Below are 13473 nucleotides of genomic sequence, written 5' to 3' on the forward strand. Positions count from 1 at the left end.
AACCCTGGAGTTGATGCCGTGAACGGACTGGATCTCGCGATCCTCGCTCAGCGAGCCCGCGATCTGGCCTTCAGCAAGCTGGTAGCCGGCGGCTTCCACCGCTTCGGCAAGGGGTCGCGCATCTGCCTCCCCTTCCGCATCGGTCCCGGCCACGGCCGCCGCATCTCGATCGGCGACAACGTGCTGATCAGCGCGAACTGCATGCTGATGGTCCCCTCCGACGACGCGCCCACCCCGGCGCTGATCATCGGGAACCGCGTCCGGATGAACATGACCGCCATCACGGCGGTCCAGAGCGTGATCATCGAGGACGGCGTGGGCATCGCCCGCGGCGTCTACATCTCGGACCACTCGCACGGGTTCTCGGACCCCGAGAGATTCATCCGCGACCAGCCGGTCGACCGCATCGCCCCGGTGCGCATCGGCCGCGGCGCGTGGCTGGGCGAGAACGCCGTGATCATGCCGGGCGTGACCGTGGGCCGCGGCGCCGTGATCGGCGCCAACGCCGTCGTCCGCGAGGACGTGCCCGACTACTCCGTCGCCGTCGGGGTCCCGGCGCGCGTCATCCGGACCTTCGCGTGAGGACGCCCCCTGTGAGCGATACCACCGTCGTGCGCGACGTGATCTTCACCTTCTCGTACGAGACCTACACGGACGCGGCGGCGCGGGGCATGATGCGCCCGCCGGACCGGATCCTCAGGACGCTCCGCGAGAGCCCTCAAGTCGGCCGCCTCATCGTCGCCAACCCGTTCCGCTTCCTCCCCACGTCGCTGGCGCGCACGGCGCTGCGCAAGGAGGCGCCCTTCCCCGGGACGCCGCTGGAGGTGCTGCACTCGCCGCTGCGGATGCGCAGGACCGATCCGACCGACATCGCCGGACTCGAGCGCGAGTACGCCGCCTACGACCGCGGCCTCGCGAAGCTCGCGGACGAGCTCGAGATGGTGCGCCCCGTCGTGGTCACCACGAGCCCCGTCGTCGCCGGCTTCGCGCCGTTCGAGTGGGCCGAGCACGTGATGTTCTTCGCCCGCGACGACTGGACCACCTCCACCCGCTGGAAGAGCCACTGGCCGGCTTTCCAGGAGGCGTACCGACGGGTCGCGACGAGCGGCCGCTCCGTCACCGCGGTCTCGCAGGAGATCATCGACCGCATCGCACCGACCGGGCCGCACGCGGTCGTGCCCAACGGAGTGGCTCCGGAGGAGTGGAGCGGACCTGTCCCCGACGCGCCCGAGTGGCTGCAGCGGATCCCCGGTCCCCGCGCCCTCCACGTGGGCACCCTGGACGACCGCCTGGACGTCGAGGGCATCGTCGCGGTCGCGACGGCGCACCCTGACCTGCAGATCGTCCTGATGGGGCCGCAGCCCGACCCCGGGTACCTCACTCCGCTCGCCCGGTTCGGCAACGTGCACCTGCACCACTCCGTCGGGCGGCGCGAGCTCGTGGCGACGATGCGCAACGTGGAGCTCTGCCTGCTCGCGCACCGGCGCACTCCGCTGACCGAGGCGATGAGCCCCCTCAAGCTCTACGAGTACGTCGCGAGCGGCTGCCCGGTCATCTCCGTCGACCTCCCGCCCATCCACGGCATCAGCGACCGCATCAGGATCGTGCCGACGATGGGCGAGTTCGCCGCCGTGATCGACGAGGCCCTGGCCGCCGGTCGCGCCACCGAGGAGGATCGGATGGGCTGGGTGAACGCCAACTCGTGGGCTGCGCGCCACACGACGGTCCTCGACATCCTCCTCGACCGCGACGGTGCGCGATCGGGTCACGCGTCCGCAGTGTGACCCGATCGGGTGTGCGGGTAAATCCCCCTAGCGGGGGAGGGAGCCGAGTAGCACATCTCGTCGGCCCCTCTATATCGTGGGGGTGGCATCGCCGCCCGCCCGTCCGATCCGCGTCCCGATGCGCGATCGCCCCCCAGGACGAGCGGTCTCCGGTCGGCCACCCGCCCGCCAGCGTCGAACCCTGACGTCGCCCCCAGCGAACCCGCCCGACACGGGCACCACCCGAACCCGACCAGTACCACCCCGCAGCGCAGGCCCCCTGCCCTGAGCGCCGCTCCGGCCCGCGCCGGAACCCCCTCCGGTGGTGCGACGGCTCCGAAGAGAGCAATGGAGTCCCGGCTCCCGCACACCGCGACACCGCCCCACCCCCGCACTGCCGCCACACACAGCATCCTCCGGACGCCGAGCCCAGCAGGCTCCCCCGGTCAGGAGAAGGGTCCCCATGTCACAGTTCCTGTTCGTCTGCTCCGGTGGAGGGCACCTGAAACAGCTCTTCACCCTGGCGTCCCGCTTCGGCATCGATCCCGCTGACCAGCACTGGGTGACCTTCGACAACGGCCTCAGCCGCTCGCTCCTGGAGGACCGCCGGGTCACGTTCAGCCGCTTCGCCGCTCCGCGCGACGCGATGCCGATCGCGCAGAACGCGCTGATGGCGCACAAGATCCTGAACCGCGGCGACTACTCCGCCGTCTTCAGCACCGGATCCAGCCCCGCCGTCTCCTTCATGCCGGAGGCGTCCCTCCGCGGGATCGAGTGCCACTACATCGAGAGTGCGGCCCGCGCCGACGGCCCCTCGATCACCGGCCGCATCGTCTCGCGCTTCCCGGGGGTCAACACCTACTCGCAGTACCCGGTCTGGGCCGATGAGCGCTGGCAGTTCGGCGGTTCGATCTTCGACGCCTTCACCACCGGGCCGATCCGGCCCGTCGAGACGATCGGCAGGGCCGTCATCTCGGTCGGCACCCAGGACCTCTACCCCTTCGACCGGCTGATCGCCGCCGCCGTGCCGCTCCTGACGGGCGCCGACGTGCTCTGGCAGACGGGTCTGGCCGACGTCTCGTCGTACGGCATCGAGGGCCGCGCCAGCGTGCCCCACCACGAGCTGCAGGAGGCCGTCGAGGAGGCCGACGTCGTCATCGCCCACGCCGGCACGGGAGCGGCCGTCACCGCCATCGAGGCGGGCAAGGTGCCGATCCTGGTGCCGCGCCTCGTCGCGCGCGGCGAGCACATCGACGACCACCAGATCCAGATCGCCCGCGAGCTCGACCGTCGCGGACTCGCGATCGCCGCGGCACCGGAGGAGCTCACGCCGGAGCTGCTGCTGCGGGCCGCCAGCGCGACCACCGGCCGCGTCGAGGACGTCGCGCCGTTCCGGTTCACTCCCGGCCGTGCGCGCGCTCGGAAGGGCCGGACGGCCCCCGTCCTCGGGAGCCGCGCCGCGACGCGCCAGACGACCACCTGACGCGTCGGGGGCGGCACTCCGCTCCTCCGGCACCCATGACGAACGCCCCCGGCCCGCTCGCAGCGGTCGGGGGCGTTCGACGTGGTGCGGGCGCTCAGCCCGCGTTCGCGAGCAGCGCCGTCCAGGCCGTGTCCGCGATGCGGCCCTGGCCCGCGAGGGACGGGTGGAAGTGGTCGACGTCCGAGAGGTCCTCGGGCGTGACGTCGAAGTCGTGCAGCGCTCCGCCGTCGTAGACGCAGTTCGCGACCGCCGCGCACGCCTCGGACAGCGCCGTGTTGTACGCGTCGATGGTGGTGTCGACGTTGGCGCGGCGCGCGACGGACTCGGCGTCGTCGTTCGCGGGCTCGTACAGGAGCGAGTTGCAGTTCGAGCTGCCGCTCCACCGCTCGACGGCCTCGGGGTTCGTGCGCTCGACCTCGAAGAACGAGAGCAGGTCCGGGATGGAGGACACGAACACGGTCGCCTCCGGGGCTCCCGAGGCGAGGGTGGCGAGGCTGGTGTCCACGGCCGCGCGGAACGCCTCCGGGGTCGTGATCTCGCTGCTGCGCTTGCGGCAGACGTCGTTCGCCCCGATCAGGAACAGCACCAGGTCGGGATCGGCCGCGACGGCCTTCTCGGCCTGACGCGGCATCTCGGCCGAGGTCGCGCCCTTGGCGGCCACGTTCTCGATGGTCGGCACCGCTCCGACCGCCTCGCCGGCCCGGCGCGCGATGGAGTCGACCGACTCGTCCTCGCCGGTCGCCCACGAGGCGCTCGGGCAGGGCTTGTTCTGACCGCACGCGGCGACCGCCGCCGTCATGGAGTCGCCCATCGCGACGATCGTGCCCGCCTCGAACGGCAGGGCGCCGGCGGGCGCGGGCCCGCTCGACTCCTCGGGCGCCGGCGACGACGTGCAGCCGGCGAGCAGCGCGGCGGCCACGGCGACCGCGGCGACGAGCCGGAGCGGACGGAGGGAGCGGGTCATGCGGTGCCTCCTTCGGCGGCGGGAGCGGGCGCCGGGGTCTTGGGGCCCTTGGGCTTGGGCTTCCTGACCTGCTTCACGAACGCCAGGATCTGGTCGAGGTCGCGGCGGTACGCGGGGATCAGCATCGCCACGGCCAGCGGCACCAGAGAGGCGAGTCCGCCGACGATCAGGTGCAGGATCGCGGGCAGGTCGGTGTACTGGCCCACCGTCCACGCGGCCGCGAACATGAACGGCACGACGAGCACCGGGCGCAGGACCGGCACCACGATGTCGGAGCCCGTGATGAAGGTGCCGCGGATCGCCAGGTAGAAGCCCGGGATGAGCAGGGTCAGGGTCGTGAGGCCGTAGAGCAGCGCGAGGCCCTCGACGCCGTTCCACCAGATGCCGACGAAGAACGAGCCGATGACGATGGGGCGGGTGACCACGTAGTACACGAGCTGGCGGTGCACGCGGCCGAGCGAGATGTAGATCCAGCCCTGCACGTTGCCGATGCCCTGCGCGATGCCGGCGATCGACAGCAGCGACAGGATCGTCGCCGAGGCGGTCCACTGCGGGCCGAGCAGGAGCTCGACGAGCGGGCCCGACAGGGCGGCCAGGACGCCGAACGTCGGCAGCGTGAGGTAGCCGACGACCAGCAGGGCGCCGCGGATGTAGCGGCGGTAGCGCTCTCCGTCGTCCTGGAGCGAGGACAGCACCGGCAGCGCGACGCGGCCCAGGGGGCCGTTGAGCTGCTGCAGCGGCAGGAGGAACAGCGAGTAGGCGCGCGAGTACTGGCCGAGGACGCCGTCGCCGAGCTGGCGGCCGATGATGACGTTGTCGAGGTTGCGGGCCGCGTAATTGAGCAGCTGCACGCCGAAGATGCTGCCGCCGGTGGTGACCAGCGGGACGACCTCGCGCGCGATGCGCGGACGGCCGAACTTGGGCCGCGCGGCCACCCACAGGGCGATGAAGCGGTAGACGAGCGCCCCGCCCTGGAGCACGATCAGCGACCACACGCCCCAGCCGAGGAACGCCGCGATGATCGAGCCCACCACGCCGACGAGCATCGACATGACGTCGATCTTCGCCATGAGGCCGAAGCGCATCTCCTTCTGCACGCGCGCCTGGAGCGGCATGCAGAGGCTGTTGATCAGCAGGGTCGGCGCGACGGCGAGCGTCAGGACGATCAGGCGGTCCTCGTTGTAGAGGGCGGCGATCAGGGGCGCGCAGGCGGCGATGACGATCGTGCCGACGATCCCGAGGGCGACCGACAGCCACAGCACCGAGCGCCAGACCGTGTCGCTCATCTTCTTCGACTGGATGATCGCGCCGGTGAGGCCGAAGTCGCGGACGAGGTCGGCGACGCCGACGATCGCCGTGACCATCGCGAGCAGACCGAAGTCGCTCGGCGCGAGCAGTCGCGCCAGGACGATGGTCGAGAGCATCTGGATCGCGGTCTTGCCCCACAGGCCGCCGAGGGTCTGCATGACGCCGCGGCTCGCCTTGTGCCCGAGGGAGTCGGGCTTCTTCGGCGGCAGGTTCGGCCCGTCGCCGACGGTGGGCGACTGCGCGATGGCGTCGGTGGCGAGGGTCTCGGTCGTGTGGGCGGTGTCGTCGATCGCCGCCTCGATCTGGTCGTCGGTGGCGCGGGGCCGGGCGGAGGAGCCGCCTGCGGGGGTCGACCCCGTCACGCGCGCGTCGTCTCGTCGCGGTTCCATTCGGGTACGCCTCCTCGAGCGATGATCGACCGGGCCTCGAGGCGCGGTCGCAGATAGCCGTAGCAGTAGATGGGGAAGGCCGGCCACAGGGCGGGCCGGCGCACGACGCGCTTCACCAGCGCGGCGATGCCGCCGCCCGCCGGAGCGGGACGGTCGGGCACCAGGCCGGACGCGGCGAGCTGCGCGTTGCCGATGGCGATGCGCACGGTGCGCTTGATCTGGTTGCGCATGCGGCGCGGAGCCTTGACCGAGAAGGAGCGACCCGCAAGGGTCAGCCGCTCCTCGGGAGCGAACAGCTGCTGCACGAACCGGTCGTCGGCGATGATGTCGGGGAACGCGCCGAAACGGCTCCGCCCCTCCTCGGAGAGGCCGTAGATCCCGGAGCCGACCAGTCCGCTCACGCGGTAGTCGGACAGCTCCCAGATCGAGTAGTGCGCGCGGACGGGCCACGACGCACCCTCGGTGTCCACGTGGAACTCCGGTGCGGCGACGAGCGGTCCGCCGGAGCGGGCCAGCTCGTCGCCCAGCGCGAGCAGCGTCTGGGCCGAGACGCTCACGTCGGCGTCCACGTAGATCCTCGGGAACACCGTCGCGAGCTCGTCGGCCGCGTTGAGCCCGGCGGTCTTGGAGGCCGTCGAGGTCTCCGCGACGAGGATCCGGGGATCCACGGCGCGGGCGACCTCGGCGGTGCCGTCGGTGCAGCCGTTCGCTCCGACGACGATCTCGAGGCGCCCCTCGGGATCGCCGTCCACGAGCGCCCGGAGGAGCCGTCCGATCACCGCCGCCTCGTCGTGCGCGGGCACGACCACGCTGACGCGCGTGCTCACGACTCGATGGGAGCGGGTCTGCGCACCACGTGGTCCGACGAGGGGCCGCCGAGGCGGGGCCCGATCGCGGGTCCGTTCTCGGGCTGCGGCCGGGGCCGGACGAAGGCCGACACGTGCCCCGCGTCCTCGGGTGCCAGGCGCCGGCGCGGAGTGCTCCGCGGCGCCTCCGTGAGCGTCCACGCCCCGATGGCGAGGAAGACCCAGAAGAGCATGAACGCCTGGTAGAAACCGAACGCGTCGTAGAAGTACGCCGCGATCGTGTAGCCGATCAGCAGGATCGCGATGGCGAACGCGAGGCTCGCGTACTGCGGCGTGCTGGTCTTCGTGAACGAGTAGCGGAGCAGCATGATCACGGGAACCAGGAACAGCACCGCGAGTCCGATGACGCCGACGGCGCCCGCGTCCATCAGCGTGCCGAGCCACTGGTTGTCGAGGATGAACGCGTTCTTGTCGTCGCCCACCACGATGCGGCTGCCGACGCCGGTGCCGAAGAACGGGTGCTCGCGCACGATCGCCATCGCCGGCTCGAGGTCGGCGAGGCGGCCCGCTCCGGCCATGCCGGCGGACGTGTACTGCGACGCGATGAGGGCCTCGGGGTCGAGGAACGAGCCGATCATGTCGGTCAGGATCTTCGGGATGACGAGGAAGCCCAGGCCCAGCACGGGGATCGCTCCGAGTGCGAGGTACCCGCCGACCTTCGGCCGCAGGATCAGCGTGACGAGGAACATCACGCCGAGGGTGACGATCGCGGTGCGGGACACCGCGGTCACGACGCCCAGCAGCAGCGCGAGGATCGCGCCGTAGTAGACGATGCGGCGGTTGATCTCGTTCAGCGGCCAGCGCGCCCATTTCGAGAGGTAGACCGCGATCGGGATCATCATCGTGAACATGACCGCCAGGGCGATCGGGTGCTGCGACGAGCCGAAGGAGCGGTAGCCGCCCGCGCGGTACGCCTCCTGCTCGGCGCCGAGGCGCTCGAGCGGGAGGAACTGGTCCAGGCGCGTGAAGATGTTCTGCTGCGTGGCGCGCTCGAGGACCGCGAAGAACGCGACGAGGACGGCCGTCCACACGAGGAAGGTCAGGACCCCCTCGACGAGGTGCTCGCTGCGCATCATCAGACGGGCGACGAAGTACACCGACAGCATCAGCACGTCGGTGACGATCGCACCGGCCACGCCGCTGCCGAGGCCGCCCTCGGCGATGAACTCGACGTTCGCCGCGATCGAGAGCAGGCTCGTGCCCACCCAGATCGCGAGGGGCCAGCCGAACGCCGCCGGGCGCCAGACGAACGCCGGGTCGATCAGGAGGGCCACGACCGCCGCGACGACCATCAGCACGATCACGAGCCGGTAGGGCTCGAGAGCGAAGCCGATCGGGATCGGGAGGGAGTAGTACCGCACCGGGATGAACATGATCACGCCGAGCAGCACGATGAACGCGCCGGTCCAGTTGAAGACGAGCTTGCGCGTGAGGTAGAGGAACGAGATCCCGAAGAGGGCGGCTCCCGCGATGAGCGGGTTGAGGTAGTACACCGCCGCCACCGCGACCCCCGCCAGGAGCAGGGTCGCGAGGGCCGCTCGGATCGTGAAGGTCCGGCGGACGAGGATCTCGCCCGCGTAGGGGTCGTCGCTGCCCGGGATCGGGAGCGGGGCCCCCTTCACCGGCTTCGTTCTCGTGCTGGTGCTCATCTGAGGAGTCCCCGTCAGGTGGCGCTGCGCTTCCCGGAGGAGGCGAGCTCACCCGCCCCGGCGGGGTTCTCGGTGGCCGAGCCGATGGCACCGGCCGAGCGCTGGCCCTCGGGGGCGCCGGTCAGCGCCGGACCGCGGCGGAAGGACTCGCCGCGACGCGGGCTCTGTCGGTTCGCGGTGACGCGCTCCCGCGAGATGCGGATGTTGTAGAGGATGAACGCGAGGGCGATGAACGCGAGGAACACGCCGATGCCGGTGATGGCGATCGGGATGATCGGGTTCGAGCCCTCCTGCTCGACGGCCTTGCCCTGGTCGGTGACCGACAGGGTCACGCGCTGCTCGGGAGCGACTCCCGCGGCGTCCTGCTGGGCGCCCACGTAGGCCTGGAAGATCTGCGACGCGGTCTGCGAGATGAGGACGGCGCGGTCGGGGTCGGTCGACTCGCCGACGATCGAGAGGATCGGGAGGCTGAAGCGGCCCGGGTTCTGCTCGGTGCCGGCCGGCTGCGTGGTGCGGCGGACGGCGCTCAGCGCCTCCGTGTCGGTGAGGGGGCCCATGGCCGCCTCGACCTGCGCGCGGATCTCGGATCCGCTGACGAGGTAGGCGTAGATGACCGCCGTGTTGGTGAGGTCGTTCTGCTGGGCCTCGGACTGGCCCTCGGTGATCGCCTGCCCGGGCTCGATCGCCTGGAACGGGTTCTCCTGGCCACCGCCCAGGAGGATCGTGGTGTCGGATCGGTACGCGGCCTCAGCGCGCGAGACGATCTCCCCGTCCTTGACGGTGTAGCCGGCCACCATCGCGGCCAGAACGGCGACGACGAGGCCGAAGGCGAGGAGCCATTTGTAGCTCCAGAGCACTCGGAGGTAAAGGGGGACGGACATCTCGGTCTCGACTTCCAGACGGCGAGGTGTAGGACCTCGGGCGACGCGCCGCGTGCTCGGAGGTTGCACTGCTGCTGCAAACGATGGAGCAACGCCTCCGTCCATCACGGCGGTAATGGCGGAACGGTGTGGTGTGGCTGTCGACGTCTGGAGACGAGGACGGACCTGGTGCGTGTGGCGGATCTGAACGGTGTCGCACGGGGCGACGGCACCGCACGGGGCGGTACCGGGTGGGCTCGGCTCGCTCCGTCCTCCGGGCATGCCTGCGAGGGGGTCGGAACGGGCAGAGAACCGGGACCCCGCGAGTGCGGTGCCCCGACACACTCATTGTGACCATAACCCACCGCACAGCGATGCCGGAAGTATTGCGACTGTGTTAAGTCTCGTCGACGTCCGACCCGCCGAGCCGGGTGCGGACTTGCGTTCCTCTTAGATGGACGAGGATGGTAGTCCTTGTTCATTCCTGAGCGCGCCGCCCTCACGACAGGAGACGCATGGATGATGAGCACCAGTGCTCCACGCCTGCCGCAGACCACCACGACCGCACAGCGACCCGTGAGGACCGCTCCGCGACCCCTGGCGACGGCGCGGGCGACGCGCCTCCCGTGACGGCCCGCGGCACCGAGCCGACGCTGTCGATCCTCTACTCGTTCCCGCACGCCATCGGCTCGCCGGGGATCGGCTGGACCGCCCTGCACCAGGTGCGGGCCCTGGCCGACGCGGGCCACCGCGTCACCGTGGTCGCCGCCTCGATCGCGGCCCCCCTGGGCCCCGTCGCGCGCGCCGTCACCACGCTGACCGTCGGCGGGGTGCGGCTCCCGCACCGCCTCTTCGGGCGCAGCCGCTCGATCGCGCACCACGACCGCGTCACCGCCCGGATCCTCGCCGAGGGCGAGTACGACGTCGTGCACGGCTGGCCGTGGGGCTCGGCCCGGACGTTCGACGAGGCCGTCCGCCGGGGCGTGCCCTCCGTCCGCGAGGCGCCGAACACCCACACCGCGCACGCCTTCGAGGTGGTCATGGAGGAGTACGAGCGGCTGGGCATCACGCCGCCGCCCGGCTCCCCGCACACGTACAACGCGGTGCGGCTGCGCCGCGAGGAGCGGGAGTGGTCCTCGGCCACCGCGATCCTGGTGCCGTCCGCCTCCGTCGAGCAGACCTTCCTCGAGAAGGGCTTCTCCCCGCGCAAGCTCCTGCGCCACCGCTACGGCGCGCTCGTCGACACCGAGCGCGTGATCGATCCGGATCCGCGGGACGACCCCGACCACGTCTTCACGGCGGTCTACATGGGCCGCATCGAGCCGCGGAAGGGCCTGCTCTACGCGCTGCAGGCGTGGCGCGCCTCCCGGGCGAGCGGCGTCGGGCGCTTCCTCGTCTACGGCGACTTCACCCCCGGGTACCGGGACCGCCTGGCGGGCCTGCTCGATCAGCCCTCGGTCGAGCTGCGCGGCTTCACCCCCGACGCGGCGGGCGTGTTCCTCGAGGCCGACGTGCTGGTGCTGCCGACCATCGAGGAGGGCAGCGCGCTCGTGACCTCCGAGGCGCAGGCGGCCGGCTGCGTGCCGCTCGTCTCCTCCGCCGCGGGGGCGAACCTCGAGGACGGCGTGCAGGGACTCGTGCACGAGCCGCGCGATGTGGAGGCGCTGACCGCGCACCTCGACCTGGTCTCCTCCGATCGCGAGCTGCTGGCGAGGATGCGCCGCGCCGCCCTCGCGAACCGCAGCCAGCTGACCTGGGACCGGGCGAGCATCGACCTCGTCGAGGCCTACCGCGCGGCGATCCGGCTCGTGCAGGACGACTCCGCCCCACCCACCGAGCACCCGAGGAACGACCGCCCGTGAGCCCCAGCGACGTCTCGATCATCCTCTGCACCCGCGAGCGGCCGGACATGCTCCGCGAGGCGCTGGCCGCCATCGCCGCGGGCACCGACCCCGCCGTCGAGGTGATCGTGGTCGACTCCGCCTCGACCGACTCCCGCACGCGCGAGGTCGCCCTCGCCGCGGGCGCCCGCTACGTACGGACGGACGTGAAGGGCCTCTCGATCGCCCGCAACGTCGGCCTCGCGGCGAGCGAGCGCGCGATCCTCGTCTACACCGACGACGACTGCTCTCCGACTCCGGGCTGGATCGAGGCGCTGATCGACGCGTTCGCCGAGCCGCGGGTCACGGTCGCGACCGGCCGGATGCTGGACCACACGCTCGTCGACACCGACGTGCCGCCGACCGACCGGATCGTCTACCGCACCGCGGTCAGGGGTCTGGACGCCGGCCACGGCGCGGTGATGGCCTTCCGCCGCAGCACGCTGCTCTCGCTCGGCGGCTTCGACGAGGTGCTCGGCGCGGGCCGGTTCCTCGCCGGAGCGGAGGACCTCGACATCTTCTGCCGTGCGCTCAAGGCGGGCGGCACGGCCGTGTTCGTGCCCGACAGCGTCGTGCTGCACGTCAACACGCGCAATCCGTCCGCCTACCGCCGCCTGATGCGGGGCTACGGACTCGGGCTCGGCGCCCTCGTCGGCAAGTGGTGGCGCCTGTCGCCGCTGATCGGCGCGCGCCTGACCGCGACGCTGGCCGTCCGCAGCGGGCGTCGACTCCTCCGCTCGGCGAAGCGCCGGGGCCGCGGCGCGCGCGACGAGCTCGCGATGCTCGAGGGGATCCTGCGCGGCTACCTGCGCTCGCGCCACCTGCGCCTGTCCGGCTCGGTCTTCGTCGACGAGTTCCCGCCGACCCCCCTCCGGCTGCCCGCCGCCGCGAGCACCGTGACCGACGCCGGGTGAGCACGGCGAGTTCGACCGACCCGACTCCGACCCGCCCGCAGGGAGCCCGATCATGACCCGCACCCCCCGTCGATCCGGTCGAGCGCACGCAGAGCCCCTGCGCACGCTCGACGAGAAGTTCGTCAGCAACGCCATCGCGTTCGAGGCCGCCCGCCCCGTCGCGACCATGGTCGTCGAGAGCGCGCCCTTCCGCCGCGAGGACGGCTCGCTCGACCGCGAGCTGGTCCTCACCGCGTGGGAGCGGTTCATCGTCGCCTCGCCGTCGCAGCGCCAGCGCCTCGTGCGGGCGCCCCTGGGCCTCTTCACCCCCTCCTGGGTCTTCGCCGACTCCGTCGACGTGCGCGAGCACGTGCGCTTCCACCCCGGGGTCGTCGAGTGGGACCCGCGCCGGACGGAGCTGCTGACCGGCCTCTTCAACGGTCCGATGGACCCGAAGGGACCGCTCTGGGACATCCTCGTCGTCGAGCTCTCGACCGGGCAGCTGGCGTTCCCGATGCGGATCCAGCACGTGATGGGCGACGGCATGTTCGGCCTGATGCTCTTCACGACCTTCACCGAGGAGAAGCCGTACGACGTCGCGCCGTCGGGCGGGCGCCCTCTGCGCTTCCCCGACGACCCCCCGGCTCCGCGCGGGCCGCTCGGCCTCGCCCTCGCCGCGCGCCGCACCATCGCCTCGACCTACGACTCCTTCGCCGACGAGTGGGCGGACTGGAAGCGGAAGCCCCTGAAGAAGCGGCTGCGCCGCGTCGGCGGCCGGCTGATCCGCAGCCCGCGCGACGTGTGGATCCGCCGGTCCGGACTCGTCCAGCGCACGGTGAAGCCCAAGGACGCGGCGATCATCACCGTGCCGGTGCAGGCGGCCAAGGCGGCCGCCCGGGGTGCGGGCGGGACGCTCTCGGACCTCACCGTCGCCCTGGGGCTGCACGCGTTCGCCGCGATGCACCCCGAGCGGAGCGAGATCGCGACCCTCGTGCCCATCTCGCCCCAGCGCGACCGCACGGCCGAGAAGCGCAACCACATCACCATGGCGCGCGTCTCGATCCCCGTCGGCCTCGGCCTGCACGAGAGCATCGCCTCGGTGCACGAGCAGATCCAGCACGCCAGCACCACCGGCGAGTCCGGGATCACCCGCGGAGTCCGCGACTGGCAGGGCTACGCGTCCTACCTGCCCGTCTTCCTCCGCCCGCGCTACTTCGGCCACGCCCTCGTCGAGGCGTTCACCCTGTGGCCCACCACCGAGCCCTCGGACGAGGCGGCGCTCTTCTCGAGCTCCTACCTCAAGCGCCTCGACTTCGCCGTGCAGGTGCGGGCCGACCTCGATTCCCGCGCATTCGTCGACTCGGTGGTGCGCTCGCTCCACGAGCTCGGCGTGCCGCCGGTCGACTGGCCGGAGGAGG

11 protein-coding genes are annotated in these 13473 nt (G+C 71.7%); 6 read left to right on the forward strand and 5 right to left on the reverse strand.

From position 1 onward, the window contains the following. From IOC53_RS19335 to IOC53_RS17435, 3 genes are all read left to right on the forward strand, one after another. On the forward strand, positions 1–582 hold a 582-nt coding region (locus tag IOC53_RS19335), incomplete at its 5' end, for an acyltransferase (RefSeq protein ID WP_307786244.1). A gap of 11 nt (positions 583–593) precedes the next feature. Beyond that, positions 594–1784, forward strand: coding sequence for a hypothetical protein (locus IOC53_RS17430; RefSeq protein WP_207407721.1), 1191 nt, complete (start codon positions 594–596; stop codon positions 1782–1784). Positions 1785–2226: 442 nt separating this feature from the next. After that, positions 2227–3246 (forward strand): glycosyltransferase, encoded by a 1020-nt coding sequence (locus IOC53_RS17435; protein ID WP_207407723.1) that lies wholly within the window; start codon positions 2227–2229, stop codon positions 3244–3246. 94 nt (positions 3247–3340) lie between these two features. On the opposite strand, the gene IOC53_RS17440 is transcribed toward IOC53_RS17435, so the two are convergent. Genes IOC53_RS17440 through IOC53_RS17460 form a run of 5 tightly spaced genes read right to left on the reverse strand, consistent with a single transcriptional unit; the run spans position 3341 to position 9303 of the window. After that, positions 3341–4210 carry a GDSL-type esterase/lipase family protein gene (locus IOC53_RS17440; RefSeq protein WP_207407725.1) on the reverse strand — a complete coding sequence of 290 codons (870 nt, stop codon included), beginning with the start codon at positions 4208–4210 and terminating at the stop codon, positions 3341–3343. Then, on the reverse strand, positions 4207–5880 hold the full coding sequence (locus IOC53_RS17445) for a lipopolysaccharide biosynthesis protein (protein ID WP_207407727.1): 1674 nt from the start codon (positions 5878–5880) through the stop codon (positions 4207–4209). The genes IOC53_RS17440 and IOC53_RS17445 overlap by 4 nt, the downstream gene beginning before the upstream one ends. Then, positions 5877–6734 (reverse strand): glycosyltransferase, encoded by an 858-nt coding sequence (locus tag IOC53_RS17450; protein WP_207407729.1) that lies wholly within the window; start codon positions 6732–6734, stop codon positions 5877–5879. Before IOC53_RS17450 ends, IOC53_RS17445 begins: the two co-directional genes overlap by 4 nt. Further along, positions 6731–8422 (reverse strand): O-antigen ligase, encoded by a 1692-nt coding sequence (locus IOC53_RS17455; RefSeq protein ID WP_207407732.1) that lies wholly within the window; start codon positions 8420–8422, stop codon positions 6731–6733. Before IOC53_RS17455 ends, IOC53_RS17450 begins: the two co-directional genes overlap by 4 nt. 14 nt (positions 8423–8436) lie before the next feature. Beyond that, positions 8437–9303, reverse strand: a complete 867-nt coding sequence (locus IOC53_RS17460; protein WP_207407734.1) for a hypothetical protein — start codon at positions 9301–9303, stop codon at positions 8437–8439. Positions 9304–9797: 494 nt separating this feature from the next. Here IOC53_RS17460 and IOC53_RS17465 point away from each other — a divergent pair, with 494 nt between their 5' ends. The 3 genes from IOC53_RS17465 to IOC53_RS17475 form a co-directional block, all read left to right on the forward strand. Beyond that, complete coding sequence (locus tag IOC53_RS17465; RefSeq protein WP_207407736.1) at positions 9798–11144, forward strand: glycosyltransferase family 4 protein; 1347 nt, start codon at positions 9798–9800, stop codon at positions 11142–11144. Further along, positions 11141–12076: a glycosyltransferase family 2 protein gene (locus tag IOC53_RS17470; protein WP_207407738.1), complete on the forward strand. Its 936-nt coding sequence runs from the start codon at positions 11141–11143 to the stop codon at positions 12074–12076. Before IOC53_RS17465 ends, IOC53_RS17470 begins: the two co-directional genes overlap by 4 nt. 52 nt (positions 12077–12128) lie before the next feature. Continuing rightward, on the forward strand, positions 12129–13473 hold a 1345-nt coding region (locus IOC53_RS17475), incomplete at its 3' end, for a wax ester/triacylglycerol synthase domain-containing protein (protein ID WP_207407739.1).

It is taken from the genome of Rathayibacter sp. SD072 (assembly GCF_017355185.1).
GTDB lineage: Bacteria > Actinomycetota > Actinomycetes > Actinomycetales > Microbacteriaceae > Rathayibacter.

What these genes read in the sequence shown, in the direction of transcription:
- IOC53_RS17465 (WP_207407736.1), top strand. Translation starts at nt 9,798, where the DNA reads ATGGATGATGAGCACCAGTGCTCCACGCCTGCCGCAGACCACCACGAC.
- IOC53_RS17440 (WP_207407725.1), bottom strand. Translation starts at nt 4,210, where the DNA reads ATGACCCGCTCCCTCCGTCCGCTCCGGCTCGTCGCCGCGGTCGCCGTG.
- IOC53_RS17455 (WP_207407732.1), bottom strand. Translation starts at nt 8,422, where the DNA reads ATGAGCACCAGCACGAGAACGAAGCCGGTGAAGGGGGCCCCGCTCCCG.
- IOC53_RS17435 (WP_207407723.1), top strand. Translation starts at nt 2,227, where the DNA reads ATGTCACAGTTCCTGTTCGTCTGCTCCGGTGGAGGGCACCTGAAACAG.
- IOC53_RS17460 (WP_207407734.1), bottom strand. Translation starts at nt 9,303, where the DNA reads ATGTCCGTCCCCCTTTACCTCCGAGTGCTCTGGAGCTACAAATGGCTC.